A 26,483-nucleotide genomic window follows, 5' to 3' on the forward strand; every position below is an offset into this window, starting at 1 on the left:
CAATGGCGAGTTGCAGCCGCTCGAGGGCGTTCAATTCGAAGGGGCGGGCTTTGGCCCGACTACGCGGCTGTGGCCGGTCACCGAGCCCGAGCGCGACCGCACGCTGGATCGCGAGCAGACGCTGCTGGAATACTTCGTGTTTCCGCAAAAATTTCACTTCGTCGATCTGTGCGGCTTCGACGCCTCGATGCTGCCGGCGGGCGAATCGCAGATGACGTTTGAAATCGAACTGAGCGGGCGCGTACCGGGCGATTATCCGGTGTGTCGCGAGAGCTTCCGTCTGTTCTGCACACCAGTGATCAACCTGTTCGAAGTGGATGCGCTGCCGCTGCGACCCACGGACTGGCATGATCGCGAACATCGCGTTCAACCCGGCGTGGCGGGGCACGTCGAGCCGTATCACGTGCTCGCAGTGACCGCCGCAGATCCGGAGGACAGCGCACGTCACGCATATAGCGCCTTCACGAGCTTTCGCCATCGCGGCTGGACGCTGCAGTACGAGAAGCCAGAGCGCTATTTCCATACCTCGATGCGTTTGGGCGTGACGGGCCGGGAGCTTTGGCTGACGCTCTCCGGGCAGTTGTGGGAGCGTCTCCACGCGGACGCTGCGCACGATGAGAACCGTCCGCAACCGGATCGCCATCTGACGGTGAGGGCACTGGCGAACAATGGACGCTTGCCGCGCATGGCGCTTTCCGAGGCGACGATCACCGAGACAGTGTCGGGCTTTACCGGTATCGCGTCGGTGCGCAACCTGAGCGCGCCGACGCTGCCGTTGTATCCGCCGCGCCATCACCCGGAGTACGACTGGCGCTTGCTCGGCCATTTCACGGCGGGCGGCGCGAATGAATTGAACATGATCGGGATGGTGGGCGCACCGGCATTTCGCGAGGCGCTGGAGCTTTACGACTGGTCGCCTGACGACAGTACTCAGCGGCGCATCGATGCTATCGAAGATGTGTGGTTGGCCGAGCATGAGTCGGTGGGCAAAGGACATATGCGACGCGAGGTTCGCGTGTACGTGCGCCTCGACGCTAGGGCATTCGACGGGCCGGGTGACGCAGCGCTGTTCGGTGATGTGCTAAGCCGGTTCGTGGGCCGCTATGCAAGTTTTCATCATGCGATGCGGTTGGTGCTGGACGTCGAGGGTAAGCAGACCGTGTATCCGGTGATGGAGTTCGAGGGGGCGGCATTTTGATTCGCGATACCGCAGCGCGTCAATCACTACGGTCGTCGCCCGCGTCGTCTGCCGGCGGCTTGCACAATACCTGTGTTGTCTGGAATTGTGGCGTGGCGCTGCCGGTAGACGACGGCTTCGTCGCACACTGTCCGTACTTGCGTGAGAGACCGCTTCAAGCCGCTCTCCGCACTTCCCTTTCCGCCGCGAACCTGACCACCACAACCAGCCCATGCGGTTCCGCATCCCTTAACACAACCTCCGCGCCGATCCGCGCCGCCACCGTGGCGACGATCGACAAACCAAGACCCGAGCCTTCGGTATCCGTGCCGAGCACGCGATAGAACGGATCGAACACACGCTCCCTTTCTTCCGCCGCAATGCCGGCGCCGGAGTCCTCCACGCGAATGAACGCGCGGCCATCGATCACGCCGGCCGATAAATCCACGCGCCCATCTTCCGGCGTATAGCGGATGGCGTTATCGACGAGGTTCTTCAGCAAGATCGAAAGCTCGGCCTCGGGCACGTCGATCACCACGTCATCCTCCGTACTCGACACGCCGATGTCCAGACGCTTCGCCTCGGCAAGCGGCATCAAATCCTCGAGCACGTTGCGAAAAACTTCCTGTACACGCAGCCGGCTCGGCTTGCCCACGGTCTTGTCCTGCACGCGCGCGAGCGTGAGCAACTGATTGAGCAGCGCACGCGTGCGCGCGAGACCTCGCCGCAACGAGAACAATCGTTCGCGCGCGGCGGCGGGCATCTCCGAGGCGTCGAGGCGCTCGGCCTGCAACGAAAGCGCCGTTAGCGGCGAGCGCAGTTCATGCGCGGCATCGGCGACGAAGCGGCGTTGCATCGCCAGCGAAATGTCCACGCGGATCAGCAGGCGATTGATCGCCACGACGAACGGCGTGATCTCGGAAGGAACCGTATCTTCCGTGAGCGCCGAGAGATCGTGCTCGGGACGCTGATCGAGATCGCCCGCCAAAAGCGCGAGCGGACGAAACATGCGGCGCACGAGCCAATGAAGCGTGATGAGCAAAACCACCGCGAGCGTGCCGAACGGAATGACGGTGGCAAGCGCACTGTTGCGCGCAATCTCGTCGCGCCCCGTGGTCTTCTGTCCGACCACGACACGCACGCCGTCTTCGAGCGTCTTCACGATGATCCGCCAGCGCAGGCCAGCCACGTTCGCATACTGAAGGCCGTCCCGCAGGTCGGCGGAGAGCGCGAGCGGCGCGCGTTCATCGAGTGTCTGAATCACGATCTTCGATGCGAAGTCCACACCCGGCACATCGGCAAGCGTTTCGCGCCGCATGACGGCGAGACTGCGCGGCGTCACGAGCGCGGTGATCTGCTTGAGCTGCCCGTCCTGCAACTCGTTCGCCTCGTGAAAAGCCGTCTTGAACGCGATGAAGCCGCCGATGAGCGCAATCGCCACGATCAACACCGACAGCCATGCCGACAAACGAAACTGGAGCGAACGGTTCATGTCTGCTTCGAGACCATCCAGCCCACGCCGCGCACATTCTTGATCGCCTGCGCGCCGAGCTTCTTGCGCAGCGAATGAATCAGGAATTCGACGGCGTTGCTTTCGACTTCCTCATTCCAGCCGTAGATGCGGTCTTCGAGTTCCGTGCGCGAGAGAATGGCGCCGGGGCGCAGCATGAGCGCCTGAAGCAACGCAAACTCGCGGCTCGACAGACGCGTGACGTTGCCCGCGGCCGTGACTTCGCGCGTGGCGGGATCGAGCGAGATGATGCCGTTCGACATGACGGGCGCCGCCTGACCGCTGCGCCGCCGCACCACGGCGCGCATCCGCGCGAGCAGTTCGGACATCTCGAAGGGCTTGAGGATGTAATCGTCCGCGCCTGCATCGAGGCCACGAATACGCTCTTCCACCGCATCGCGCGCGGTGATGATAAGTAACGGAACGAGATTGCCGCCGGCCCGCACCGCGCGCAACACGTCGATGCCGTCCTTGCCCGGCAAGCCCAGATCGAGCAGGGCAACGTCGTAGCTGTGCGTTTCCAGGCTCGTCAACGCAAGCCGGCCGTCACGCACCCAGTCGACAGCGTAGCTGCCGTCCTTGAGGGTGTCTTGCACAGCTTCGCCGATCATGCGGTCGTCCTCGACCAGCAACACCCTCATGCCATTTCTCCGTGGGCTCACCTTCCCCCCCGCGCGCAAAACATCTGCGAAAAGGGCGGCAAAAGCGACTTTACACCGAGTGAGAAGGGGGATGGGGACATCGGCATGGAGGATGCGTCTTCTTGACTGAGTCTGAAGTCTCGAAGCGTAGACTTAGCTGGTGCTTAGGAATAAAAGACCAGGCGAATCGTTTGCTCGATGGGTCATGCCATCCGCGAAAACCCGCATCGCCGCCAAATCCTAAGCTTGAGCTAAGTCTCGGCTGCAACGGTGTCGCTCTGCACGGAATCATCGCCCGCCCGTTCGCCCATAAGACAGACATGACCACCACCGCGCCCACGAAAAAAGCCCCGCGACGGCCGCCGTCCGCCGTTCTCGCCCGCCCGTTGGCCTGGGAACATTACGATCTCTCGCAGTCGAATGTCATGTTCGAACGGCTCCCCGCGCCGGGCGAACTCGCGCTCTGGCTCGTGCCTACCGAATTCCGCTTCGTGTCCGCATCGAACGTCGGTCTTTGGCTCACGGTCGCCGAGCGCAAACGCGCGCGCATTCATCCAAACGCGGCGGTGGGACGGCGCTTCGGCGTCGGACGGGCGACGCTTCGGCTGCTGCTTTCCGGGGTACTCGCGTGCCGGCAACACGAAGTGAAGCTGGAGGAAGGGCCCGAGGAACGCATCGTGGTGGCGAATCTGCGCGATGGCCAGTCGGTCGGCGTCGACATCGCTTATTGCGGTATCTGGATCGTCATTGCGATGGCGGCTGACAGAGTAGGGCTGAAGATAGCGCCGAATCTGTTCGCGCCGCGCGATACGAAGGATTTGTTCGCAGCCGCACGAGCGCGCGCGGAACGCGGTGAGGTGCGATCGCTGCAAGAGCGGGCCGCGCAGGAGACGACATGGCATACGCTTCCGCTGCTCTTGCCGGGCGAAGCGCGTGGCGCTGTCGTGCTCGAAAGACCGTTCGAACGCGTGCGAGCGTTTGGCTGGGAGCGTCCGTTCGATGCAATCTGATCATCGGGGCTAAGCGTCCGCTAAGGAATCGATTGTTATTCTGCGGAGACTCACGGCTCTCACGGAATACTTCGACATGCAAATCAATACGGAAACGCAGGACCGACACGACCTCAAGGTGCCGGCCGTCACGCTCGGCTTCTGGCTCATCAAGATCGCGGCGACGACGCTCGGCGAGACGGGCGGCGATTGGGTCACGATGTCGCTGAATCTCGGCTATCTGGTGGGCTCCGCGATTTTCGCGATCCTGTTCGTCGGCTTCGTCATGGCGCAGGTGCGAGCGAAGGGCTTCCATCCGTCGTTCTACTGGATCACCATCGTCGCGACCACGACGCTCGGAACCACGCTCGCCGACTTTGCCGATCGCTCCGTTGGGCTCGGTTATCCGGGCGGCGTCTCGTTGATCGTCGTGTGCCTGGTGCTGTGCATCTTTCTTTGGTATCGCGTGGAAGGAACGGTCGCGGTGTCGAGCGTGACCACACCGTGCGCCGAATGGTTCTACTGGATCACGATCCTGTTCTCGCAAACGCTGGGCACCGCCGTCGGCGACTGGCTCGCAGGCGACGATCGCGGCGGTCTCGGCCTCGGCTACGAAGTGAGCGCGCTGATTTTCGGCACGCTGCTGCTTGCCGTGTGCCTAATGTACTTCTTTACGCAGATTTCCCACACGCTGCTCTTCTGGCTCGCGTTCGTGCTGACGCGGCCGCTCGGCGCCACGCTGGGCGATTTCTTCGATAAACCCGTCGACCAGGGTGGACTCGCTTTCAGCCGCTTCACGGCTTCGGTCGTTCTCATCGTGGCCATGGTCGCGGCTGTGTGGATCACGGATCGAGTCGATAAGCGCAAGGCAGCGGCGTATCCGTGACGTGAGTCACGCAAAAAAGAATTTTGACGCGCTATCATCCGGGAAAACCCGTATTTGTCCGAGTGCCGGCGATCCCGGCCGACGACGAATCGGCATTGTCCCTTTGCATCGGCGCCGGCCAAAAGCCGTGTCCGATCTCCGACCGGATGTCGACCCATGATTGCGATCGTCTTTCGACGAGCGGCTGACCGCCTGCTCGTAGCAGATCCCGGCCTCGCGCGCTTCGTCACGGCGCTTCGTGCGACGCTCGCCACGTTGATTAGCGTCTTCATCTGCACCGAAGTGGCCGCGCGATTCGGGTCACCGCCGGTGGTCGCCGGACTAGCCGTGCTGTTCTGCATGATCGCCCCGCTGTTCTTGCGCGATCACACGCTGCACGGCTGGTTAGTCTCCCTCTCTTCCCTCTATCTCGTCGCCGTGTCGAGCTTCGCCACGGCGGCCGCGCTCGATGTCGTGCCGTTCGTCGCCGATGCGGTGTTCATCGCGCTGCTCTTCGCCGGCATGCTGGTGCAGGCTTGCGGACCTCGAGCGCTTGGCAGCGCGCTGATCGGCATCGTGGCTTTTTACTTTGGCGTGTATCTGCATCCATCGTCGAACGAGGCTGGTTTGATCCTCGCGCTGTCGATGGTGGCGCCGTGCGTGATCGTGTGCGTCGCTCGCGGAATCGTGCCGCAACGCCGGATTGCCGCGATACAACTGGCGATTCGCACCGTCGCCTTGCGCGCAAGAGACGTGCTCCGCGAAACGCACCGCGTGGGGCGCACGCACACGGCGTTGTCCTCGATGAACGAAGCGGCCATCGCCTTCGAAGACCGGCTCGCGCTTCTAGACCCGGACGACGCCGGCGCGCTGCGCGAAGCGCTCGTGGAACTCGAAGTCGCCGCAGGCCAATATGTCTTCGATGCAACGAGCCGCCCCGCACGCGAAAGCGCCTTCCGCTCGGCGATTGCGAAGCTCGAAGGCATCGAAACGACGGATTCGAAGCGCAGGAACGCGCCGCCGCCGCGCAAGAGAATCGACATGAGCCAGCTACGCACGAGCCTTTCGTGGCTGCCCGCCTTGCGCACGGGCGCGGCAGCGCTGATGGCCATGCTCGCGGGTCACGTGCTGTCGTCGGAGCGCTGGTTCTGGGCCGTCATCACGGTGTTCGTCGTGTTCCTCGGTACGCGTTCGCGCGGCGACACGCTGTATCGCGCCATGCAGCGCATTGCCGGAACACTCGCGGGCGGACTGGTCAGCGCGCTTCTGGTGACGAGTCTGCACGATCAGCCCGCCGCGATTGCAGCCGCCATGCTGCTCTGCGTTTTCGGTTGGGCGTACTTCATCATGAGCGCATACGGGCCGGGCGTGTTCTTCATCACCGTGCTCGTGGGTCTGGTCTATGGCGGTCTCGGCCTTGCCGTGCAACCGCTCGTCGAACTGCGGATCGAAGAAGTGGCCATAGGATGCCTCGCCGCCTTGATCGCCGCGTTCACCGTCAAGCCGCTCGATACCACGAGCCATATCGAGGCGCGCTTCGTCGGCGTGGTCGATGCCTTGATCGAAGGCGTGAGCGCGGCTTCAGCCAATGCGGATGAAAACCAGGGACGTGCCGCCGCCGCAGTCAGAGCGCTGGATCGTCAATGGCACGACTTCCGCGTTGCATTGCGTCCTCAGCGCGTCTTTGTTTGGGAGCCGCGTTACGAGCAGATCGCCGGAGCCTTGCAGTGCTGCGTCCACAACGTGCGCGCCATGCTCAGCGAGCGCTCCGATACGCGACAGGATGCTGGCAGCGAACACAGCTTCGGCTCGGTGATGGCGCGGCTGGAAAGCGTACGCGCGCGTTATGCACGGCCGATACGCAACACGCTTCCTATCGATACCCGCACCAGCGATGCGCTCGTCTCGCTCGATGGCGCCGTCGCGATGCTTGCGTCACGCATTCGCGATGCGCAAGCCAGCCGCGATATCTCCGTCACGTGGCGCACGCTTGCTTCGTTACGGGCGCGAATCGGCTTCCATTGAGGCAGACGGCACGTGCGGTTAATTGTCGAGATAAGGCGCGAGGTCTCGCGTCGCATCCGCGAATTTGGCGCTCAGATAATCGAGCAGCGCACGCACGCGCGGCGCCATGTACTGACGCCGCTGAAACAACGCATGCACGGGCGTGTCGGGGCAACGCCATTCGGGCAGCAGAACCTCGAGCCTGCCAGCCTGCAGATCCGCGCCGATGTCCCATATGGACTTCATCGCCACACCGTGTCCTTCGAGCGCCCATTGCCGCGCGAGTGCGCCATCGTTCGTCTCGCGTGCATGCGTGAGCGGCGCGGTGAAATTCTCGCTGTGGGCGTCGCGCATGAAACGCCATTCGTTCGCCACGCCAGCAGCTGAACTCAGCAAAATGAAGCGATGCCGAGCGAGCGCCGCGACGTTCTCTGGCCTGCCATGCGCCTCGATATAAGCCGGTGACGCGCATAGCGTGCGACGGTTCGGAGCCATGCGCTTGGCGATCATCGTGCTGTCGGCGGGCACGCCGAAACGGATCGCGAGGTCGATATCGTCGAGTAGCAAATGCGACAGCGAGTCCGACAACACCAACGCAATGCTCACCTCGGGATGCATCTCGTTGAAGGCGTCGAGCCATTGCGTGAGGACATGGCGGCCGAAATCCGACGTGGCCGAGACGCGCAACTTGCCGCTCACCACGGCGCGTCCGGCGTGCAGCGCGGCGTGGGCGTCGTCGAGTGTTTGCAGCGCGTGCTGGCAGTGCGACAGGTATGTGCGGCCTTCGTCGGTCAGTCTCAGACTGCGCGTGGTGCGCTCGAAGAGTTGCACGCCGAGCGCGCTTTCGAGTCGCACGAGCCGCGCGCTGGCCGCAGCCGGCGATAGATCGAGCTTGCGCCCGGCCGCCGAAAGACTGCCAAGCGCCGCTGCTTCGACGAAGAGCCGGATGTCACCCAGATTATCCACGCGCTGCCGCTCCAGGTTTGGTAGGTGGGACGATCGCGCCGAGGTGCGCGTGGGTATCATACCCGCGCCCTTATTTGCTCACCACGCCGAGTTGCTGCAGGAAAGCGAGGTTGTCTTCGAGATGCCAATTGTCGGTAATCTTGCCGTCGCGGATACGGTAGATATCGGTCGCGATGAAATCCACCGGTTGTCCGTTGCCCTGCACGCCGTTGAACGTGCCGGTGAAATGCCCCGTGAAGTGCAGATGCGTGACGACGCGGTCGCCCGTGACGATCATCTGTTCGACCGAAGCGTGGACGTCCGGCACGGCTGCATGAAACGTTTTCGATGCAGTCAGCGGCCCGGCAATGCCCTGCGGGCGGCCGGGCGGCAGCGTGCGGTCCGTGAAGTCGTCGGCGAGCGCGGCGCGTGCCTGCGCTTCGTCACCGGTGGTCCAGAACGTGTCGTAGGTGCGGGCCGCGTGAATCTGCCGCGCCGCCTGCTGCTTCGACAGCGTTTTGTCGACGATAAGCGTCTGCGGCTCGACGAGGTTATCGGCAGCGGACGCCGGCAGCGCACTTGCAACAAGTGCTGCACCAAGGGCAGCGGACACGATACGTAAGAGCGACATGATGTTCTCCGTGAATGGCTGTTCGTATGAGGTTTAAGCGGCGCAACGCGGACTCGGTTATTGCTTGCAATGCGCCTTGCATGAAAGCCATTCTGCGTTCATCGATGTCGCTTGATAATGGGTCTGCCTCTTGAATGATTCTTCTGCGAAACCAAAAAGTGCCGCGCGTCTTCAAGCCTTCGCGGCCGGCGGATAAAGCGTGATGCCGAAGCGCGACGCGGCCTCGCGCATGCGGGCCTTGTCCGCGTCGGTCGGGTCGTGCGGGACGACCTGGCCGCTTTGCGCATCGGCACAAGCATCGACGAAGCGGTCGAAGCCTGCGGGCGTGCAGATCACGAGATAACGGGCTGTCTGCGCGCCGGAATTGATGAGCTGATGCCGCGAGCCACGCGGCAGCACCGCGGTCGAGCCAGCCAGCAAGCGATGCCGCGTACCATCGACGATGGCCTCCAGTTCGCCTTCCAGCATCAGCAGCGTCTCTTCCTCATTCTCGTGACGATGCATGGGCGTGGCGCGTCCGGCAGGCGAGAACATTTCCAGCATGCAGTAAGCATCGTCCGTATGATTGCCGGACACGAGCAGGCGAGCGCGGGAACCGCCGAAATCGTATTCGACCGGGTTATCGTTCAACATGAACATGAAAAATTCTCCATATAGTTCGTATGACGTACTAATGAGACATGGGCCGAAATCGCTCTCACCGCGCTACTCTAAGCGAATATCGGCCATGCATTGGGGGCAGCCGTGCCACGTCTTTCATGCTAATCTGTCGCGAATGACGCCATGAAGAATCTCAGCCAGTTCGTTAATTTTTCTGCTGTCGCGCGCCACGGCAGCTTTGCGCAAGCAGCACGTGAACTCGGGCTTGCGCCTTCATCCGTGGCGAAAAGCGTCGCACGCTTAGAAAAGGATCTCGGCGCGCGGCTGTTTCACCGGACCACGCGCGCTGTCACGCTCACCGAAGAAGGACGCGCGCTGTTTGCGAAAAGCGCGCGCTTGCTCGAAGAAATCGAAGCGCTCGATCTGGACTCTGTCAGCGACAACGACGAGCCCGCAGGCGTGCTGCGCATTGGCGCACCGATAGGCTATGGCGTGCGTGTCGTGTTGCCGGTGCTCGCGCGTCTGCGCGAACGTTATCCGCTACTCGAATTCGATCTGCGTCTTTCCGATGGACGCGTGAGTCTCACCGACGAAGGACTCGATGCGTCGATCCGCTTCGGCGAACTCGAAGACTCGTCGCTGATTGCGCAAAAGATCGACGAGCAGGCGCTCGTGTTGTGTGCGAGCCCGACGTATCTCTCGCGGCACGCAAGAATTCGCGCGGTGAGGGACCTCGAACATCACACGTTGATTGCGTTTCGTCTGCCGACGAACGGGCGCGACCGGCCGCTCGAATTCATCGAGAACGGAGAAAAGGTATCGGTGGAACCGCAAGCGCCGTTTCGCATCAGTCACGGCGAGGCGCTGGCGGAGGCCGCGTTGCTCGGTATCGGTCTTGCGCAGATGCCCGAGTTTTTCGCGCGTCAGTATCTCGCGGCGGGCGCGCTCGTCGAAGTGCTGGCGAATTTCCGCCCCGCGCCGCTTGCCGTGAATCTCGTGCTGCCGGGCTCGCGTGTGCGGCCCGCGCGGGTACGCGCGTTGATCGAAGCATTCACGGCAAGTGCCTGACGCGCAAAGCCTCAATGGCCCGTTTCGCGCTTGCTCTGCTCGGCGACGGTGAGAATGGCTTCGGGCATGACCTCGAGGCGCGCCTTGGGAATGGGGTCGCCGCTTTCGTCGGAAAGACCGTAGCTGCCTTCCTCGATTTTTTGCAGCGCGCGCTGGATGTCGGCGATACGCAAGTCGTTCACGTTGCGCAGTGCCTGATTCGATACGTATTGCTCGCGTCGCTGTGCGTCGTCTTCGTATTCCTCGGCTTCGGCGCCTTGTTCTTCCTGTAGATTTCGCTCGCTCGCAATCGTGCCTTCTTCGTTGCCGAGCAATTCGCGCTGCAATGCTTCCAGACGTTCGCGCTGCTTTGCGATGAACTCGTCACTCAAGCCGTTTTCGTCGGTGGCCATGATGGTGCCTCGAGTAAGTGTTCATCAAACGTACGCTTCGGCAGTCGGCATTGTCAAGGCAACTTGTTCGTGGCCGTGCTCCTACAAAAGCAGGGCCGCTCAGGTCTCGCTCCACATGCGCAGCAGATTGTGATAGCAGCCGACCAGCGTTCGCTTTGCGGCTTCATCGCCTTGCGTGGCGTTCAGGCGTTGAATGGAGTTGTCGAGATCGAAGAGGAGGGCGCGTTGAGCGTCGTCGCGCACGAGGCTTTGCGCCCAGAAGAAGCTCGACACGCGTGCGCCGCGCGTCACGGGCCGTACTTGATGCAGGCTCGTCGCGGGATAAACGATCGCATGTCCCGCGGGCAATTTCACTTCCTGCACGCCATACGTGTCTTCTATGACGAGTTCGCCGCCATCGTAGTCTTCGGGACGGGACAGGAAGAGCGTGACGGAGACGTCGGTACGCACGCGTGCGCCATGACCCGGCACGATACGGATTGCGCCATCGACATGACTGCCGAAGTGCATGCCGCCTTCGTAGCGATTGAAGAGCGGTGGATACACGCGATTGGGCAGCACCGCGCTGATGAAGAGCGGATGCCGTTCGAGCGCGCCGACGATGGCGTCGCCCATTTCATGCGCAATGGGCGAGCCTTCCGCGATCTGCCGGTTATGTTTGACCGGCGCGCCCTGATAGCCAGCGGTTGCGCGGCCGTCGACCCATGAGTCCGTGGCGGCTTCAAGCCGTGCGCGCATGGCGGCGGCATCTTCGGGCGTGAGAACGCCGGGTATGGAGAGGATCATCGTTCTGACTTTTCAACTGCGCGCGCCGCGCCTTGATTCGGCGTGGCGCGCGCAGGCACATCAACGGAAGCGGTAATTCAACGTCGCGAGGAAGGTGCGGCCGTAGCCCGGCACCGCGCGTCCGCCATCCGACGGGATCAGCGCGTCGTAGTAACGCTTGTCCGTCAGATTCAGCACGTTGAACTGGATATCGTAACGCTTCTGATGATAGGCGGCCATCGCGTCCCAGCGCACGTATCCGCCCACCTGAACGAGATTGTTGTTCGCTGCATAGCGCGAGGACACATACGAAGGCCCGCCGCCGATCTGCCATGCCGGCGTGAAGTCGTAGGTCGTCCAGAAGTTGAGCATGTGATGCGGCGTGTTGGCGAGCGTGTTGCCGGTCGTGCCGTCGAGCGCCTTCTGCACGGTGCCGTCCATGTAGGTGTAGCCGCCGAACATCTGCCACTGCTTCGTGATGTGGCCCGCGACGCCCAACTGATAACCGCGCACGCGGACGTCGCCATCGAGCGTGTATTCGCCGGTCGAAACCTGCGTGCGAGCGTTGGTCTTCTCAATGTTGAAGAGCGACTGCGTCAGCGAAAGGCCGCCGTTCAGCAAGTCCCACTTCGAGCCGACCTCGTAAGAACGGTTCTTTTCAGGCGGCGTGTTCTGCTGATTGTTGGTGAGCGTCAGTGCTTCGAGCGACGGGTTGAACGACGTCCCGTACGACACGTAATACGATTGCCAGTCGGCCGGCTGCCACACCACGCCGGTACGCACGCTCGTGAAGAAGTTGGTCTGCGTGGCGTAACCGGGCGCGTTGATCGAATTGTTGATCGACGCTTCATAGCGGTCCCAGCGCACACCGCCAATCCACTTCCAGTTCTCGCCGATGGACACCGTATCGTTCAAATAAAGACCAATGCCGTTCGCGCTCGATTCGGCCAGATTCGTCGCGACTTCACGATAATTCGCCGGGCGCGGCACGTATGCCGGATCGACGAGCGGCACGATGGCGAGCGTATTCGAAGGCAGGCCGGGCGTGGTCGCCGTGAAGCTCTGGTTGCTGTAGGTCTCGTGACTCAGATCGACGCCGACGAGCATGTCGTGCTTCAGGAAGCCGGTTGCGAACTTGCCCTGAAGATCGGTCGTGTTATAGACCGAGTGATCGTTGATGTTGCGGTCCTTGCCCTGCAGCCGCACGAAGAGCGACGACAGCGGCAGTGCCGTGTAGTTGCCGTTCGCAAGCGCGGTCGAGGTTCCGAGCGGACCCGTCAGCACGGCCGCTGCGTTGGTCGCGCGCGCCTCGGTGCTGTAGTGGCTGAACTGCGTCTGGTTGCGCAGCGTGAACATGTCGTTGAAGCGATGTTCCACACGCGCGTTCACCGTCTGCACGTCCTGGATCGTGCGGTCGTCCGTGAAGCCGTAGAAGGTTTTCCTATCGACCGGCGCGGGATGGCCGTTCAGCGGCGGAATGCCATAGTCGGGCTGATCGTAGTTATGCTGGATCAGCGCGGACAAGGTCACCTGCGTGGGCGTACCGATGCCGAACTTCACTTCCGGGGCCACGCCGTAATCCTTGTTCTTCATCTGATCGCGGGTCGAACCGAGATCCTGTCCGAACGCGTTGATACGGAACGCGGAGGTATCCGTGAGCGGCTGGTTGATGTCGACCGTGCTGCGATAGCGGTCGTGCGTGCCCGCTTGCACGGAAACATCGGCGCGAGGCTTCAGGTTCGGCTGCTTGCTGACCTGATTGATGACGCCGCCTGTGGAACCGCGCCCGAAGTACAGCGACGACGGGCCATACAGCACGTCGATGGATTCGAGATTGAAGGTATCGCGATAGTACTGGCCGCGGTCGCGGAAGCCGTCGAGATAGATGTCGGTGCGCGCCGTGAAGCCGCGCAGGTTGATGTTGTTGCCGATCTGGCCGCCTTCGGCCGCGCCGAGGGTTACGCCCGGCACATTGCGCAAGGCGTCGGAAAACGAACTCACCGCTTGCGATTGCAGCACTGCTTTCGGCACGACCACGACGGCCTGCGGAATGTCGCGCAGCGCTGTCGGAACCTTGGCGCCGACGCTCGAGACTTCCGGCTGGAAGTCGGCTTGCTGATCGGCCTGTCCCGTGACCTTGACCGCCGGCAGCGTGGCGGTTTCCGGTGCGGATGCGTTGCTCACCGGGGCATCGGCCTGGGTCGTCTGCGTCACTTGCGGGGCGGTTTGCGCGTAAAGCGGCGCCGCAATCGGCGCAACGGTAAACGCGGCCAACGCCGCGGCAAGCGGTGTTTTCCTCAACATGTCGTTCCTCAAATTTTTTCGACCGCATGCGTGTCGCTGACGCATGCGCAATTGACTTGTTCTTGGCTCGGCATCCACGAATCAGAAATAAGCCCTTAATTCAGGTGAATGCGAATCACTATCATTACACAAAGGCCGAAATATTTGGAAAGAATTTCACAATTCCAGGGAACTTTTTCCGAAATGGTCAGGCGAATGTAAGGGTGCGTACAGTGCCTGTACTAGATGCGTAAGAAGCAAAACGCCCGCAACGCGCGGCGCTGCGGGCATGAATGCGGGCTAATCAGCGACGGCATCCTTTTTCGAGAACGATGGTTTCGAACAACTCGTAGTCCGCGGTGGGCGTTTGGTCCGCGCCCGGCGCGTGGTAGTAGTTCATCGTGATCGATGTCTTGCCGCCATGCTCGCCCGGATCGCAATCGAAAACGGCGATGCCGTAGCCCGTGCCCGTATCGCGTTGCGCGGACCAGATGGCGTCTTCCACCGCATCCGCGACAGGACGCACGAACGTGCCCGCCGTCGCGCCCGGAATGGGCCGGTTGCGTTTCGTGAAGACCTGCGCTTGCGGATTGCCCGTGCCCGCGTCCGTGCCGTAGACGTCGAGCGGCGCGCTGGTGCCGCCGCCGCCGAGAATCAGATGGACCGTGCCGTGCGAAGTATCGATAGGATCGTTCGCGCGATGCGCTGTCATCACCGGACGCGGTTGCAAGGTGTCGACGCGTTCGCCGGTCGTCGCATCGCGGCCTGCGTGATGATTGCAACCGCGCACGGGATGGCTGCGCTCGTAATCGTGATCGTGGCCGCACAGCACGAGGTCCACGCCGTATCGGTCGAACAAGGGCAGCCATGCTTCGCGAATGCCCTTGTCGGAGCCATTGCCCGTCTTCGACGAACTCAGCGCGTCCTGATGCATCTGCACGATGATCCAGTCGATGTCGTCGTCGCGCGACGCATCGCGCAGCGTCTTTTCGAGCCAGCGCGTCTGCATGCCCTGACTATAGCCGCGAATGTAGAACGACGTGCCTGGTTCGATGGCCGGATTGCCCGTGCTCGCGGCCGGAACGAGCGGAGCGGGACCGGCGACGAATGCGGCGGCATCCTGATACACGACGTCGTCGGCATCGAGCGAAACGAACAGCACCGAACTGACGCGGAAGCTATACCAGCGCCCCGGAAACTGCGTGCCGTTGTCGGGCAACGTGTAGCGCGTGAGATAGGAATCGAAGCCCTGGCGGCCGTTGTTGAACTCGACTTCGTGATTGCCCGGACAAGGCATCCACGGACGATTCGCGGCAGAGACCTGCGCGTTATTGCCGAAGTCGCGCCACACTTCAGGCTGATGAGCGGCGTTGAGATTCGCGTAGCAGAGATCGCCGTTGAGCAAGTGAAAGAGCGGGTCGAAACGTTCCACAGCTTGCACCGCGAAACGGCTTTGCGGCGACGACAACACCCAGCCCGTGTTCGGCGTCGCGAGGTCGCCATAACTCGTGAAGCGGAACTTGCGACGGCCGCGCGGCGCCGTGCGAAAGCTCGCGCTGAAAGGCTGGGCCGCGTTGCTGTCGTTATCGGCGGTGACTTCGTAGTGATACGTCGTGTCCGGATGAAGGTCGCCAAGACGCGCATGATACGTGCAGACAATCTCGCCGTTCAGACCATCGGTATAAGTGCGTTGTACGCCGTGAATCACGCTTGCATGACCTTCGTGCGTTCTGATGCGAACACGCGGATGCACGGCCTGCGCAAGCGATGCCCAGCTCACGACGACTTCGCGCGTCGGGTCTTGGCCCCAAGTCAGATGCACTTGTTCGGGCGTGCCATCCGGGCCGGGCGATGCCGCGTTCGCCGTCGCGCTCATGACATTGGCCGCGGTGGCTATGCCGGACGCACCGGCGAGCTTGAGAAAGCCTCTGCGCGATGCAATAGATGCGGAGTCTTGCGGGTTCTTCGTTACCATGGACGGGCCGTCTCCTCGTTTGATCAGGACGCGATGTGTCCGGAGACATTATTACTATCGGTATGACCCGGCTATGACAAACGGCCTGCACGACCGGCTTAGGTGAAAACAGGAGCGAAGAATGGCAAGCAACGAGTACGTGGTGTTCAAGGGAAAGGTAAGGCTTGGCGTTCCCTTTCTGGACGGTTACAAAGGCGACCCGCACTATGTGATCGTAAGCGACGACGAGAAGGGCAACGAGTTTCGCATCGTCACGAACGTGAAGTCGGATAGCTCGCTGACGGGTCCTGCGGGGTACCTCGTGTTGTATGTGCTGAATCAGAACTTCGACAACGCGATCACGGCAGACCTCGCGAAACTGAATGCGGGCGTCACCACATCGAGCTTTCCTAAACTCGACTACGTGCACGAAGAAGGCCTCGTCGATCTAAGCGCCATGCGTCCTATTCCGCTCGACACGGCAAGCGAGCACAACGACATCAACGCGCTCGTCAACGAGATGCTGCAGCTCGATATGTCAGCCGATCCGGTGAACTATGTTTATCCGACGCCGAGCTACAAGGATGAACGGCGCGGCTGGAAACCAACGAAGGACGTCACGGTTTATGGTTTCGGCTTTCTCTTTCAGCCGGGAGAAGACGGGCTTCACGAGACGCATATGAATCAAGGCAATCCAAAGCCCATGAAGGGTAGCCACGTGAAGGATCATTCGAATGAAAACGGTGTGTCGCAGGATGGTGCCGTGATCGTCGAAGTGGATGGCAAGTATCAGGCGCTCTTCGTGGCGTTTCAAACGCAACTCGTGCCGACAGATAATCGCGGCTTTCCGATTCCGGGCGAGTCGCATCCTATACTCGACTGAACTCAGCATGCGAATTCATCCTGCCATACCGATCATCCGCATCTTTGCCGTCGATCGGGCCAAGGAGTTCTATCTTGACTTCCTCGGCTTCACGCTCGAATGGGAGCATACGTTCGGCGAGAACTTTCCCCTCTACGCGCAGATCAGGCGCTCGGACCTCACGTTGCACTTGAGCGAGCATCATGGCGATGCAACACCCGGTTCGACCATCTTCGTGCCGATGGAAGATATCGATACGTTGCATCGCGAGCTGGAAGCGAAGGCGTATCGATATGCGAAGCCCGGCGTCGAAACGGTGGACTGGGGACGCGTGATGGAAGTCGCCGATCCGTTCGGCAATCGCATTCGGTTCTGCGAACTGGCGAAGAACTGACGGCAATCCCAGGCTACACGGCCAACGCCGCCACGATCACTTGCGGCAGTGCGAGCAAACGCTGCGGCGCGAGCAGCAGCTTTGCCTCGCGGATGCCTGCGCCCATCACGATGCGCTCGCGCTCCATCACGGACGCTTCCACGAGCACGGTCATCGACTCAGGCAAGCCAAACGCGGTGATGCCGCCGTACTCCATGCCCGACAACTCCGTGGCCGCTTCGCGCGACGCGAACGAAATACGTTGCGCGCCGAGTTCGCGTTTGACCGCACCGTTCACGTCGAGCCGGCGCGTCGCCAGCGTGACGATAGCGGCGAACTGTTCGCCTCCGTCCTTCTTGAAGCGCACGACGATGGTGTTCGCGCAGTCGTCGAGATCGATACCGAAGCGCGCGCTGCAGGCGGCGGTATCGGAGGCGTCGTCGGGCACGCGAAACACATCGACGTTTGCGCCGTTCAGCGACGCGAGCACGGATGCGGGCAGGCGCGCGGCCGCTTCGTCGGCGGACATGATGTCGAGATTCAGAGCGTAATCGGCTTGTGGCGTGTTCATGAGCGTTCGATAAAGAGGCTTCAGGCAAAGGCCCGAAGTGCCGAAAAAAAGCCAAGCGTAACCGAATCCAGTGAGCCGCGCAGCGCTGCAACCATGCTGGAAGCATCGACCGGATATACTTGTCCCTCGTGGAATCGAATGCGAACAGGCAAGCAAGCCGCGTTCGCGCTCGAAAAGATATCTTTGTTCAGGGGCTGGAATGAGTCGATCGACGGTCACGTACCGGGGCTATGAGCTGGTTATCAAGAACGCGTCCAACGGTGTGGCGCAATGTTGGGCGTGGAAGGATCAGAAGGCCGCGTTCAAGGAAACCGGAGAGACGCTCGACGACGCCGAACGCACCGTGCGTGCGGCGATCGATGCGGAAATGGGACCGGCGACCGGCGCGGGAGATGCGGCAGTGGACGCCTACATCGCGGCGTTCAAGGCTATCTTGCCCGTCAGCGAAGGGCAGCGGAAGATGCTCGTCGCGCACTATCAGGCGCCCGCGCGCACCATCACCGCCATGCAGTTGGCCAAGGCCGCGGGCTATGCCAGCTATCGCGGCGCCAATGTGCAATACGGCAATCTGGGCAAGCTCATTTACGAGCAGCATCCGGTGGACCTGCCGCGCCGTCCGCGCGACAACTCGCTCATCTTTACGTATGCCATAGCCGATCCCGGCGCGGTGGCGGCTGGCAGCGTGCTCGAAGGCTATACCGAAGAGCACGAAGCCGAATGGAGTTGGCCAATGCGCGCGGCAGTCGCACAAGCGCTGGTCGCATTGGGCATCGTGAAGGCCTGAGGCACATGACCCAAGCATGATCAAACTCTGCCTGCTCGATTTCGACGGAACGTTGTGCGCCACGCATGATGCAATTCGCACCTGCATCGAATTGACCTTCGATCATTACGGTGTGGAGCGGCCCGATGCCGCGCGCATAGAGCACGTGATCGAAGCGGGCGTGGTCATGTCCGAGGCTATGCAGCAGCTCATGGGCTCGCGCCTGAGCGTGGCTCAGGCGGATGAATGGGCGGCCACGTATCGCGCGTATTACGTCGAACGTGGACTGCAACATACGCAGCTTTTCGCCGATGTCGAACGCGTGCTCACGGAGTTGCAGACCTTGGGCGTTGCCCTGGTGATCACGAGCAACAAGGCGGAAGCGTCGGTGAAGAAGGCAATCGATCATTACGGTATTACCCACTTCTTCGACATGCTCGTATGCGACCCGCCCGGCTTGCCGAAGAAGCCGGATGCAGCGTGTTACGAGCAACTTATCGCGCCTCGCTATCCGCATGTTCCCCGCGGTGAGATTGCCGTCGTCGGCGACACGCAAGCGGATCTGGGCCTTGCGCGCAACATCGGCGCCATTGCTTGCTGGGCCGCGTATGGCTACGGCGACAAGGCGCGTTGCACGGCGATGGAGCCGGATATCGTATTGCAGGGCTTCGGTGAACTGGTTGAGAAGCTGAAAGCTTAAGCGCGCGATGAACCTCGGGCGAAGCCGCGCGCATCGCCCAAGTTTGCCGATTTTCGATAACTCCCCGGTTTTTGAGCCGCTAGGATGGCCTTCGACGAGGCCTTCCAAGAGCGAGCCGCCCATGAGCTTTACCGAAACGATCGGCGTGCGCACCTACCGCTTCGCCGACCTTAAAACCCTGCTGGCAAAGGCAAGCCCTTTGCGCTCGGGCGACCAACTTGCGGGCGTGGCCGCAACGAGCGAGGAAGAACGTGTCGCCGCTAAACTAGCGCTGGCGAACGTGCCCTTGCAAAGGTTCCTCGAAGAACCGCTCATTCCCTACGAGCAGGACGAAGTCACGCGGCTGATCGTCGATGAACACTCGCGCGAGGCCTTCGCGGACATCGCGCATCTCACCGTCGGCGATTTCCGCAACTGGCTCTTGAGCCACACGACCGATACCGCCGCGCTCGAACGCATCACCTTTGGTCTCACGCCTGAAATGATCGCGGCCGTGTCGAAGCTGATGCGCAATCAGGACCTCATCGCGGTTGCACGCAAGCGGCCGGTCGTGACGCGCTTTCGCAATACCATTGGTTTGCCGGGGCGCATGTCGGTGCGTCTGCAACCGAATCATCCGACCGATGACGTGAAGGGCATCGCGGCATCCATGCTCGATGGCCTGATGTACGGTTGCGGCGATGCCGTCATCGGCATCAATCCCGCCAGCGACAATCTTGCCGCGATCACGACCCTGCTCGTGATGATCGACGAATTTTGCGAGCGTTTCGGCGTACCGACGCAGTCCTGCGTTCTCACGCATGTGACCAACACGATCACGGCCATCGAGAAGGGCGCGCCTGTCGATCTCGTGTTTCAGTCGATTGCGGGCACCGAAAAGGCCAATACGAGCTTCGGCATTTCGCTCGCGTTGCTGCAGGAATCGTTCGAAGCCGCGCGCTCGCTCAAACGCGGCACCGTGGGCGACAATGTGATGTACTTCGAGACGGGACAAGGCAGCGCGCTGTCGGCGAACGCGCATCATTGCGTCGATCAACAGACCTGCGAAGTGCGCGCGTATGCCGTCGCGCGCAAGTTCGAACCGCTGCTCGTCAACACGGTGGTTGGGTTCATCGGTCCCGAGTATCTTTACGATGGCAAGCAGATCATGCGCGCCGGTCTCGAAGATCACTTTTGCGGCAAGCTGCTCGGCGTGCCGATGGGCTGCGACATTTGCTACACCAATCACGCCGAAGCGGACCAGGACGACATGGACAGCCTGCTCACGTTGCTCGGTGTCGCGGGCATCAACTTCATCATCGGCGTGCCAGGCGCGGACGATGTCATGCTCAACTATCAAAGCACCTCGTTTCACGACGCGCTCTATGCGCGCGAAGTGCTCGGCCTGCGCCGCTCGCCCGAGTTCGAAACCTGGCTCGAAACGATGCAGATAGCCAATGCGCGCGGCGCATTGATCGATTCGGCGACGCGTCAGCCCTTGCTCGAAGCATCGCGCGAATGGATGGGGGCCGCATGAGCGATACACTCGTCAAGAACCCGTGGCAGTCGTTGCGGCAATTCACGAACGCGCGCATTGCGCTCGGCCGCGCGGGCAGTGGCATGCCGACCGAACCGTTGCTTGCGTTCAATCTCGCGCATGCGCAGGCGCGCGACGCCGTGCATCATCCCCTCGATGTCGACGCACTTCGCGCGCGTCTTGCCGATGCCGGCTTTGCGAACGTCGTCGATGTGCATAGCGCGGCGCCGGATCGCGCGCATTATCTGCGTCGCCCCGACCTTGGCCGCCGTCTCGCCGATGAAAGCCGCGCATTGCTCGACGCAACGTGTGCACGAGACCATGACGTGCTCTTCGTGATCGCGGACGGCTTGTCGGCGTTTGCCGCATCGAAGCAGGCCGTGCCTTTCTTGCAGGCGATTCTTTCGAGACTCGACGACTGGAACATCGGACCTGTCGTGATCGCCCGGCAAGGACGCGTCGCGCTCGCCGACGAGATCGGCGAAGTAATGCGCGCGCGTATCGTCGTGATGTTGATCGGCGAACGGCCGGGCCTGAGCTCGCCGGACAGTCTCGGCATCTACGTGACTTACGCGCCAGCGGTAGGCCGCAGCGACGCCGAGCGCAACTGCATATCCAACGTGCGTCCGGAAGGTTTGAACCACGACGCGGCCGCGTACAAGCTGCATTATCTGCTGACGCATGCGCGTCGTCTGGGCCTTACTGGCGTCGCGCTCAAGGACGACAGCGACGCGGCTATCGCCGCGAAAGAACCACTGACGTCGATTGCGTGCCACGCCTGAACGACATACTTCATTTTGGCGATCTATATTCGTCCCATGAGAAGCGCAGCGAGACCATCCAAGCCGAATGCTGACGCGCCGCGCGGTCCGTGCGTGCATCGGCTCGTCTCGCACGATGCGGACGAGCAGGCGGGCAATCTGCGCGGCTGGCGGCAGGTCTACGATCAGTTGAGCGCCGGACGCTTCGTCGGCACGCTTGCCGAGATCGACTTCGACGACGTGCAGTTGTTTCGCGAGACGACGAGCCAGACCTTGCGCCAAAGCTGCGAAGTGCCGGTCGATGCGTGCTGGTTCGGCATCCCGCTCTTGCGCGATGGCGCCGGGCGCATACAGTCGCGCGCCATCGATGAAAACGCGCTTGCGGTTCGCCCGGGCGGCGTCGAGTTCGAACTGCTGACGCCGTCCGGCTACGAAATTCTCGGCGTGGTTGCAACGCATGATGCGCTGCGCCGTCATGCCGAAGACGTCGAGCATATCGATCTCGAATGCGCCACGTCGCGCGGTGAGATCGTCGTCGTGGGTGCGGGAGAACGTGCGCGACTCGCGGCATCGCTCATGACCATGTTACGAAGCGAAATCACACCGACCGAGTCGATGCGCTCGTCCTTGTTGTCGTGGCTCTTCGAGTGCGGCGCGCTGCAATGCGGCGAGCCGGCCGCGCTGCCCGTGGCCTCGCGTCGTCATGCGATCGCAACGCAAGCGCGTCACTATGTGCTCGAAAATCACGACCGCGCCGTGAACGTGCCCGAACTGTGCACGCATCTGCATGTGAGCCGCCGCACGCTTCAATACTGTTTTCAGGAAGCATTCGGCATGGCGCCGAATGTCTATTTGCGCGCCATACGCCTCAACGGTGCGCGACGTCAGCTACGACATGCCGGTGCCGCGCAAAAGACGCAAACCGTTCAGGACGCTGCCGCTGCATGGGGTTTCTGGCACCTCAGCCAGTTCGCGCTCGACTATCGCAAGCTTTTCGGCATGCGTCCTTCGGAAACGCTCAACACCGCAACCGCGCGAGCTCACGGCTTTGCCACGATCGACAGATAGCGCGCCGGCATCTTGACGCCATAGCATGCGTGCGGCGTGGCTGCATCGAAATACACGCTGTCGCCTTTTTCGAGCATGAGCGGTGCGTAGTCGCGCATCATGAATATCAACGAGCCATCGGTGACGTAGATGAACTCCTGTCCGTCATGCGCCGAGAGCACATGCTTGCCGGTATCGGCACTGGCTTCGATGAGCGTCGGCTCCATCGACTTCGTCACGAGGTCCGCGCCGAGCCATTCAAAGATACCGGTGGAGGTCGGATGCTTCACGCCATGACCCGCGCGGCTTACTGCCCGACAGCCTTGCGCAAAGGACTTTTCGTTGCCGCCGACCATGTCGGGCCAACGGATATCGAGCGCCTTCGCTAGCCGCGACAACACCGAATAAGTCGGCGATATACGGCCATTCTCGATACGCGAGATGGTCGAGATCGCCACCGACGACAACTCCGACAACGCCGCGAGCGTCATGCCCCGCGCGTGCCGATGATGCGCGATGGTCTCCCCGGGACTCGCTTCGCTTGTTTCTTCAACAGGCGCGGGTGCGGGCGCCGCCTCGGCTTCCGGCTTGCGCTTGGGCTTGCGCACGACCGCCGCCTTTGCCGCAGGGCTCGTTCTCTGCGCCGCCTTCCGCGGGCGATTTTCTGTTTGCATGGTGTCTCTTGTATTCGTTCGATATGCGGGGAGCCGCCACTTCGCCATCACGACATGGTGACATAAGCGCCCGGCGTTTGCATGTTTTTGCGTATATGCAAAAGTTTTTCTTGACCATCAAATTTTAGCTCAATACGATGGTTTTCATGGTTTTGCATATACGCAAAAACCGCCGACGTTACCCGATCAATCCATTCAGGAAGGGCTGACCACCATGTTCGACGATCCTCTCACCCACGCCATCGACGCACTCAAGTCATCCCGGCGAGGCTTTCTCAAGACGGCGGGCTACGGGGTCGTCGCGGGACTCGGCGCAAGCACGCTCGGTCGCGCGGCACTCGCCGCACCGACGCTCGCGCCGATCAAAACCGTGCGTCCCGGCTATCTGACCGCTGCGTGCCTCGGCGACATGCCGATTGCATCCGTGCGCGACGGCAAGCTCGTGGGAACGGACTTCGACATGCTGCAGTTGATCGCCGAGCGTCTGCAACTGAAGATCGACGTGCAGCAGATGACCTTTTCCGCTGTGATCGAAGCGGTAAAGTCGGGCCGCGTGGACTGGTTCGGCGGCAACTTCGCGTGGACGCCGATCCGCGCCAAGCTGTTGTTGCTCACCGATCCCGTTTTCTACACGGGCGCCTACGTCATCATGCGGCAAAACCAGACGCAGAAGAGTTCGCTTGCCATCGCGGACTTGAGCGGGCACACCATCGGCACGGCGACGGGTTATTCGGTCGTGCCCGACATGAAGAAGGTTCCGGGCATCGTCGAAGTGAAACTGTATGACGGTATCGACTCGTGCTTGCGCGATGTCGTCGCGGGGCGTCTCGACTTCGCCGTGCTCGACGCGCCGACCGTGGACTACATGATCCAGCAGAATCCGTCGTGGGGACTGAAACAGATTCCCATCGGTTTCGACGCAGCGTACCCCAGCCTCACGGGCAAGTTCGCGTCGATCTGGGGCGTGAGTCCGGACAAGAAGGACCTGTTCGACGGCATCAACGAAGGCGTGCGCTGGCTCTGGCGCACCAACCAGATCAAGCCGATTCTCGCGAAGTACGGGATCGACAATCCCGACTACTTGCAGCCGTTGCCGACCGACCCGCGCACCGGCGTGGACCGCGACGCGAAGGGCGCGCTGATTGGCCCGTTCGCGCACGATTCGCGGGACTTCAGCAAAGCCTTCGCCTGAAGGCCGGATCATCATGGGACACCGCGATATGTCTGCGACGCTAAGCGCCACTCCTTCGGTCGATACGCGCATGCTCGTGCGTATCGACCGCCTGCACAAGTCCTTCGGCACGCATCATGTGTTGAAGGGCATCGACCTCGATGTGATGCCGGGGCAAAAGGTGTCGCTGATCGGACCGAGCGGCTCGGGCAAGACCACGCTGTTGCGCTGCGTGAACTTTCTCGAGACGCCGAGCGCGGGGCATATCTTCATCGACGGCGCGGCTATCGGCGAGCGTCGTCACGGTGACGGCTGGCAAGCGATGTCGGGCCGCGAACTCGCCGCCATGCGCGCGAATATCGGCATGGTGTTCCAACGCTTCAACCTGTTTCCGCACCTGAGTGTGATCGACAACGTCCTGCTCGGACCGCGCAAGGTGCAGAAGCGCAGCGGCCGCGAGTTGATCGACGAAGCGCGTGCGTTGCTGACGAAAGTGGGCATGGACGAGAAGCGCAACGCGTTTCCCGATCAATTGTCGGGCGGCCAGCAACAACGCGTGGCCATTGCGCGCGCGCTCGCCATGAAGCCGCGGCTCATGCTTTTCGATGAAGCGACTTCCGCGCTCGATCCCGAGCTCGTGGGCGAAGTGCTCGGCGTCATGCGCAAGCTCGCGGACGAAGGCATGACGATGATCATCGTGACGCACGAGATGCGCTTCGCTGAAAGCGTGTCCGACAAGGTCGTGTTCATGGCCGATGGCAAGATCGTCGAGGAAGGACCGCCACGGCAGATCTTTCACGATGCAAAGGTCGAACGCACGCGCGCGTTTTTGCGCGCGGTGCTGGAGCACTGACATGGCGCTTCTCACCGCGTGGGCTCACAGCCTGCATTTTCTGCCGTATTTCGTGCGCGTGTTGTGCGTGAGCGCGGTGACCACCGTGGTGCTGACCGCGAGCGCGTTCTGCGTGGCCTTCTTGCTGGGCTTCGTGATCGCGCTCATGCGGTTGTCGCGCAGTGTCGTGTTGAAGGCGGTGGCGAACGTCTATCTCGAACTGTTCCGCAACGTGCCCTTGCTGACGCAGTTGTTCGTGCTGTACTTCGGGCTCGAACGGATCGGCGTCACGCTGCCCGCATTCGTGGCCGCAACGCTCGGCTTCGGTCTCAACGGCGCGGCGATTCTCTCCGAGGTGTTCCGTTCGTCGATCAACGGCGTCGACCGAGGCCAACGCGAGGCGGCGCTTGCCATCGGCATGACATGGCCAATGGCGCTCGCAACCGTCGTGCTGCCGCAATCGATGCGGCTCGCCTTGCCCGCGCTCGCCAACTTCGCCATCGGGCTATTGAAGGATACGTCGCTCGCTTCCGCCGTGGCGGTGCCGGAACTCGTGTTCCGCGCAAGGATGCTCGTGAGCGAGACGTATCAGACCAACCTCATCTACTTCATCGTGGCGATCATCTATCTGCTGCTGAGTCTGGCGTTGTCGCGTCTTTCGACGGCGACCGAGCGCGGACTCGGCAAACCGAGGGCGGCGCTGTCATGAACTATTCCGAACTCTGGTCTTCCATGCACGACGAGTTGTTTCAGGCGGCATGGGCAACGCTGCGTCTGGCGCTTGGCGCCATCGCTATTGGCGTCGTGCTCGGGATTGTGCTCGCCATCGTCAGGATGGGCAGTCGTGGCATGGCCGCGCGTATAGCACGTGTCTATATCGAAGTGTTTCGCGGCACGCCCGCGCTCGTGCAACTCTTTCTCGTGTACTTCGGCTTCGTTGCCATTGGCATTCGCTTCGATTCGTATCAGGCCGCCGTGCTTGGTCTCGGCATGAACGCCGCCGCGTATTTCGCGGAGATCTTTCGCGCGGGCATCGAAGCGGTGCCACGCGGACAAAGCGAAGCAGCCGCGAGCATCGGCATGACGAGCGGCGCGGCCATGCGCTGGGTCGTGCTGCCGCAAGCCATTCGGCTGGTGCTCGCGCCTTCGGGCAATGTCGCCATCTCGCTTTTGAAGGACACGTCGGTGGCCTCGCTCATCGCCGCGCCCGACCTCATGCTGCGCGCTCAGGACTTGAGCTCGCAGTATTTCATGCCGTTCGAAATCTACGTCACCGTAGGGGCGTTCTATTTCGTGCTGTGTTATCCGCTGTCGCAATTGATGCGTCATATCGAGCGACGTCAGCCTGCTCACGGCTGATACAGCGGTCTTTCCCAACCAGAGTCTCTC

General features: G+C 61.9%; 27 protein-coding genes. 16 read left to right on the top strand and 11 right to left on the bottom strand.

What is annotated here, in order from left to right; translation table 11 throughout:
* The coding region (locus QCE79_RS20355; RefSeq protein WP_309847374.1) for a type VI secretion system baseplate subunit TssF at positions 1 to 1,198 on the top strand (1,198 nt) is incomplete at its 5' end.
* Positions 1,199 to 1,352: 154 nt separating this feature from the next.
* On the opposite strand, the gene QCE79_RS20360 is transcribed toward QCE79_RS20355, so the two are convergent.
* Together QCE79_RS20360 and QCE79_RS20365 are read right to left on the bottom strand one after the other, a co-directional pair.
* A complete protein-coding gene (locus tag QCE79_RS20360) occupies positions 1,353 to 2,669 on the bottom strand; it encodes an ATP-binding protein (RefSeq protein WP_309847375.1) in 1,317 nt (438 codons plus the stop codon).
* Complete coding sequence (locus tag QCE79_RS20365; protein ID WP_244831123.1) at positions 2,666 to 3,328, bottom strand: response regulator transcription factor; 663 nt, start codon at positions 3,326 to 3,328, stop codon at positions 2,666 to 2,668. The genes QCE79_RS20360 and QCE79_RS20365 overlap by 4 nt, the downstream gene beginning before the upstream one ends.
* A gap of 320 nt (positions 3,329 to 3,648) precedes the next feature.
* Here QCE79_RS20365 and QCE79_RS20370 point away from each other — a divergent pair, with 320 nt between their 5' ends.
* The 3 genes from QCE79_RS20370 (at position 3,649) to QCE79_RS20380 (ending at position 7,207) form a co-directional block, all read left to right on the top strand.
* Positions 3,649 to 4,338, top strand: a complete 690-nt coding sequence (locus QCE79_RS20370) for a hypothetical protein (RefSeq protein WP_250467827.1) — start codon at positions 3,649 to 3,651, stop codon at positions 4,336 to 4,338.
* 76 nt (positions 4,339 to 4,414) lie between these two features.
* The gene (locus tag QCE79_RS20375) at positions 4,415 to 5,203 is read left to right on the top strand and encodes a hypothetical protein (RefSeq protein ID WP_309847378.1); all 789 of its coding nucleotides are present in this window, start codon (positions 4,415 to 4,417) and stop codon (positions 5,201 to 5,203) included.
* 156 nt (positions 5,204 to 5,359) lie between these two features.
* Positions 5,360 to 7,207, top strand: a complete 1,848-nt coding sequence (locus QCE79_RS20380; RefSeq protein WP_309847379.1) for an FUSC family protein — start codon at positions 5,360 to 5,362, stop codon at positions 7,205 to 7,207.
* An 18-nt stretch (positions 7,208 to 7,225) separates the two neighbouring features.
* Here QCE79_RS20380 and QCE79_RS20385 read toward each other — a convergent pair whose 3' ends face one another.
* The 3 genes from QCE79_RS20385 to QCE79_RS20395 all read right to left on the bottom strand — a co-directional run bounded on the left by QCE79_RS20385 (position 7,226) and on the right by QCE79_RS20395 (position 9,401).
* Positions 7,226 to 8,152: a LysR family transcriptional regulator gene (locus QCE79_RS20385; protein WP_244831127.1), complete on the bottom strand. Its 927-nt coding sequence runs from the start codon at positions 8,150 to 8,152 to the stop codon at positions 7,226 to 7,228.
* 70 nt (positions 8,153 to 8,222) lie between these two features.
* A complete protein-coding gene (locus tag QCE79_RS20390; protein WP_309847382.1) occupies positions 8,223 to 8,762 on the bottom strand; it encodes an ester cyclase in 540 nt (179 codons plus the stop codon).
* 171 nt (positions 8,763 to 8,933) lie between these two features.
* Positions 8,934 to 9,401, bottom strand: a complete 468-nt coding sequence (locus tag QCE79_RS20395) for a cupin domain-containing protein (protein ID WP_309847383.1) — start codon at positions 9,399 to 9,401, stop codon at positions 8,934 to 8,936.
* Positions 9,402 to 9,545: 144 nt separating this feature from the next.
* Here QCE79_RS20395 and QCE79_RS20400 point away from each other — a divergent pair, with 144 nt between their 5' ends.
* Complete coding sequence (locus tag QCE79_RS20400) at positions 9,546 to 10,430, top strand: LysR family transcriptional regulator (protein WP_309847385.1); 885 nt, start codon at positions 9,546 to 9,548, stop codon at positions 10,428 to 10,430.
* 11 nt (positions 10,431 to 10,441) lie between these two features.
* Here QCE79_RS20400 and QCE79_RS20405 read toward each other — a convergent pair whose 3' ends face one another.
* The 4 genes from QCE79_RS20405 to QCE79_RS20420 form a co-directional block, all read right to left on the bottom strand.
* A complete protein-coding gene (locus tag QCE79_RS20405; protein WP_244831131.1) occupies positions 10,442 to 10,822 on the bottom strand; it encodes a TraR/DksA C4-type zinc finger protein in 381 nt (126 codons plus the stop codon).
* 99 nt (positions 10,823 to 10,921) lie between these two features.
* Entirely contained in the window at positions 10,922 to 11,608 is a 687-nt protein-coding gene (locus QCE79_RS20410) for a Fe2+-dependent dioxygenase (RefSeq protein ID WP_244831132.1), read from the bottom strand.
* A 60-nt stretch (positions 11,609 to 11,668) separates the two neighbouring features.
* Positions 11,669 to 13,891 carry a TonB-dependent siderophore receptor gene (locus QCE79_RS20415; RefSeq protein ID WP_309847389.1) on the bottom strand — a complete coding sequence of 741 codons (2,223 nt, stop codon included), beginning with the start codon at positions 13,889 to 13,891 and terminating at the stop codon, positions 11,669 to 11,671.
* A gap of 283 nt (positions 13,892 to 14,174) precedes the next feature.
* The gene (locus QCE79_RS20420) at positions 14,175 to 15,845 is read right to left on the bottom strand and encodes a metallophosphoesterase family protein (protein WP_309847391.1); all 1,671 of its coding nucleotides are present in this window, start codon (positions 15,843 to 15,845) and stop codon (positions 14,175 to 14,177) included.
* A 121-nt stretch (positions 15,846 to 15,966) separates the two neighbouring features.
* Between QCE79_RS20420 and QCE79_RS20425 the strand changes: the two genes are divergently transcribed.
* Together QCE79_RS20425 and QCE79_RS20430 are read left to right on the top strand one after the other, a co-directional pair.
* Entirely contained in the window at positions 15,967 to 16,707 is a 741-nt protein-coding gene (locus QCE79_RS20425; RefSeq protein WP_250493880.1) for a DUF2278 family protein, read from the top strand.
* 7 nt (positions 16,708 to 16,714) lie between these two features.
* The gene (locus QCE79_RS20430) at positions 16,715 to 17,080 is read left to right on the top strand and encodes a glyoxalase superfamily protein (RefSeq protein WP_250493881.1); all 366 of its coding nucleotides are present in this window, start codon (positions 16,715 to 16,717) and stop codon (positions 17,078 to 17,080) included.
* A 13-nt stretch (positions 17,081 to 17,093) separates the two neighbouring features.
* Here QCE79_RS20430 and QCE79_RS20435 read toward each other — a convergent pair whose 3' ends face one another.
* Positions 17,094 to 17,630: a YbaK/EbsC family protein gene (locus QCE79_RS20435; protein ID WP_250467837.1), complete on the bottom strand. Its 537-nt coding sequence runs from the start codon at positions 17,628 to 17,630 to the stop codon at positions 17,094 to 17,096.
* Between the two features lie 199 nt (positions 17,631 to 17,829).
* On the opposite strand from QCE79_RS20435, the gene QCE79_RS20440 reads away from it, so the two are divergent.
* The 5 genes from QCE79_RS20440 (at position 17,830) to QCE79_RS20460 (ending at position 22,438) form a co-directional block, all read left to right on the top strand.
* On the top strand, positions 17,830 to 18,414 hold the full coding sequence (locus tag QCE79_RS20440) for a hypothetical protein (RefSeq protein ID WP_244831137.1): 585 nt from the start codon (positions 17,830 to 17,832) through the stop codon (positions 18,412 to 18,414).
* A 16-nt stretch (positions 18,415 to 18,430) separates the two neighbouring features.
* Positions 18,431 to 19,093: an HAD family hydrolase gene (locus tag QCE79_RS20445; protein ID WP_309847395.1), complete on the top strand. Its 663-nt coding sequence runs from the start codon at positions 18,431 to 18,433 to the stop codon at positions 19,091 to 19,093.
* Between the two features lie 121 nt (positions 19,094 to 19,214).
* Complete coding sequence (locus QCE79_RS20450) at positions 19,215 to 20,609, top strand: ethanolamine ammonia-lyase subunit EutB (protein WP_309847397.1); 1,395 nt, start codon at positions 19,215 to 19,217, stop codon at positions 20,607 to 20,609.
* The gene (gene eutC, locus QCE79_RS20455) at positions 20,606 to 21,391 is read left to right on the top strand and encodes an ethanolamine ammonia-lyase subunit EutC (RefSeq protein ID WP_309847399.1); all 786 of its coding nucleotides are present in this window, start codon (positions 20,606 to 20,608) and stop codon (positions 21,389 to 21,391) included. The genes QCE79_RS20450 and eutC overlap by 4 nt, the downstream gene beginning before the upstream one ends.
* Positions 21,392 to 21,427: 36 nt before the next feature.
* Positions 21,428 to 22,438: a helix-turn-helix domain-containing protein gene (locus tag QCE79_RS20460; protein ID WP_309847402.1), complete on the top strand. Its 1,011-nt coding sequence runs from the start codon at positions 21,428 to 21,430 to the stop codon at positions 22,436 to 22,438.
* On the opposite strand, the gene QCE79_RS20465 is transcribed toward QCE79_RS20460, so the two are convergent.
* Positions 22,411 to 23,025, bottom strand: a complete 615-nt coding sequence (locus tag QCE79_RS20465; protein WP_244831142.1) for a helix-turn-helix domain-containing protein — start codon at positions 23,023 to 23,025, stop codon at positions 22,411 to 22,413. The genes QCE79_RS20460 and QCE79_RS20465 overlap by 28 nt on opposite strands.
* Positions 23,026 to 23,305: 280 nt before the next feature.
* On the opposite strand from QCE79_RS20465, the gene QCE79_RS20470 reads away from it, so the two are divergent.
* The 4 genes from QCE79_RS20470 to QCE79_RS20485 are packed head-to-tail and all read left to right on the top strand — an operon-like array spanning position 23,306 to position 26,453.
* The gene (locus QCE79_RS20470) at positions 23,306 to 24,283 is read left to right on the top strand and encodes a transporter substrate-binding domain-containing protein (RefSeq protein ID WP_244831143.1); all 978 of its coding nucleotides are present in this window, start codon (positions 23,306 to 23,308) and stop codon (positions 24,281 to 24,283) included.
* A 28-nt stretch (positions 24,284 to 24,311) separates the two neighbouring features.
* A complete protein-coding gene (locus QCE79_RS20475; protein ID WP_284507916.1) occupies positions 24,312 to 25,115 on the top strand; it encodes an amino acid ABC transporter ATP-binding protein in 804 nt (267 codons plus the stop codon).
* A gap of 1 nt (position 25,116) precedes the next feature.
* Positions 25,117 to 25,803 carry an amino acid ABC transporter permease gene (locus tag QCE79_RS20480; RefSeq protein WP_244831144.1) on the top strand — a complete coding sequence of 229 codons (687 nt, stop codon included), beginning with the start codon at positions 25,117 to 25,119 and terminating at the stop codon, positions 25,801 to 25,803.
* Complete coding sequence (locus QCE79_RS20485; RefSeq protein WP_250493891.1) at positions 25,800 to 26,453, top strand: amino acid ABC transporter permease; 654 nt, start codon at positions 25,800 to 25,802, stop codon at positions 26,451 to 26,453. Before QCE79_RS20480 ends, QCE79_RS20485 begins: the two co-directional genes overlap by 4 nt.
* Positions 26,454 to 26,483: the final 30 nt, after the last annotated feature.

This window comes from Caballeronia sp. LZ003 (assembly GCF_031451465.1).
Taxonomy (GTDB): Bacteria; Pseudomonadota; Gammaproteobacteria; order Burkholderiales; family Burkholderiaceae; genus Caballeronia.

Bases quoted from the DNA above. Each gene is read 5' to 3' on its own strand.
- QCE79_RS20360 (WP_309847375.1), bottom strand. From the start codon at position 2,669: ATGAACCGTTCGCTCCAGTTTCGTTTGTCGGCATGGCTGTCGGTGTTG.
- QCE79_RS20365 (WP_244831123.1), bottom strand. From the start codon at position 3,328: ATGAGGGTGTTGCTGGTCGAGGACGACCGCATGATCGGCGAAGCTGTG.
- QCE79_RS20370 (WP_250467827.1), top strand. From the start codon at position 3,649: ATGACCACCACCGCGCCCACGAAAAAAGCCCCGCGACGGCCGCCGTCC.
- QCE79_RS20375 (WP_309847378.1), top strand. From the start codon at position 4,415: ATGCAAATCAATACGGAAACGCAGGACCGACACGACCTCAAGGTGCCG.
- QCE79_RS20380 (WP_309847379.1), top strand. From the start codon at position 5,360: ATGATTGCGATCGTCTTTCGACGAGCGGCTGACCGCCTGCTCGTAGCA.
- QCE79_RS20390 (WP_309847382.1), bottom strand. From the start codon at position 8,762: ATGTCGCTCTTACGTATCGTGTCCGCTGCCCTTGGTGCAGCACTTGTT.
- QCE79_RS20395 (WP_309847383.1), bottom strand. From the start codon at position 9,401: ATGTTCATGTTGAACGATAACCCGGTCGAATACGATTTCGGCGGTTCC.
- QCE79_RS20400 (WP_309847385.1), top strand. From the start codon at position 9,546: ATGAAGAATCTCAGCCAGTTCGTTAATTTTTCTGCTGTCGCGCGCCAC.
- QCE79_RS20405 (WP_244831131.1), bottom strand. From the start codon at position 10,822: ATGGCCACCGACGAAAACGGCTTGAGTGACGAGTTCATCGCAAAGCAG.
- QCE79_RS20410 (WP_244831132.1), bottom strand. From the start codon at position 11,608: ATGATCCTCTCCATACCCGGCGTTCTCACGCCCGAAGATGCCGCCGCC.
- QCE79_RS20415 (WP_309847389.1), bottom strand. From the start codon at position 13,891: ATGTTGAGGAAAACACCGCTTGCCGCGGCGTTGGCCGCGTTTACCGTT.
- QCE79_RS20420 (WP_309847391.1), bottom strand. From the start codon at position 15,845: ATGGTAACGAAGAACCCGCAAGACTCCGCATCTATTGCATCGCGCAGA.
- QCE79_RS20425 (WP_250493880.1), top strand. From the start codon at position 15,967: ATGGCAAGCAACGAGTACGTGGTGTTCAAGGGAAAGGTAAGGCTTGGC.
- QCE79_RS20430 (WP_250493881.1), top strand. From the start codon at position 16,715: ATGCGAATTCATCCTGCCATACCGATCATCCGCATCTTTGCCGTCGAT.
- QCE79_RS20435 (WP_250467837.1), bottom strand. From the start codon at position 17,630: ATGAACACGCCACAAGCCGATTACGCTCTGAATCTCGACATCATGTCC.
- QCE79_RS20440 (WP_244831137.1), top strand. From the start codon at position 17,830: ATGAGTCGATCGACGGTCACGTACCGGGGCTATGAGCTGGTTATCAAG.
- QCE79_RS20445 (WP_309847395.1), top strand. From the start codon at position 18,431: ATGATCAAACTCTGCCTGCTCGATTTCGACGGAACGTTGTGCGCCACG.
- QCE79_RS20450 (WP_309847397.1), top strand. From the start codon at position 19,215: ATGAGCTTTACCGAAACGATCGGCGTGCGCACCTACCGCTTCGCCGAC.
- eutC (WP_309847399.1), top strand. From the start codon at position 20,606: ATGAGCGATACACTCGTCAAGAACCCGTGGCAGTCGTTGCGGCAATTC.
- QCE79_RS20460 (WP_309847402.1), top strand. From the start codon at position 21,428: ATGAGAAGCGCAGCGAGACCATCCAAGCCGAATGCTGACGCGCCGCGC.
- QCE79_RS20470 (WP_244831143.1), top strand. From the start codon at position 23,306: ATGTTCGACGATCCTCTCACCCACGCCATCGACGCACTCAAGTCATCC.
- QCE79_RS20475 (WP_284507916.1), top strand. From the start codon at position 24,312: ATGTCTGCGACGCTAAGCGCCACTCCTTCGGTCGATACGCGCATGCTC.
- QCE79_RS20480 (WP_244831144.1), top strand. From the start codon at position 25,117: ATGGCGCTTCTCACCGCGTGGGCTCACAGCCTGCATTTTCTGCCGTAT.
- QCE79_RS20485 (WP_250493891.1), top strand. From the start codon at position 25,800: ATGAACTATTCCGAACTCTGGTCTTCCATGCACGACGAGTTGTTTCAG.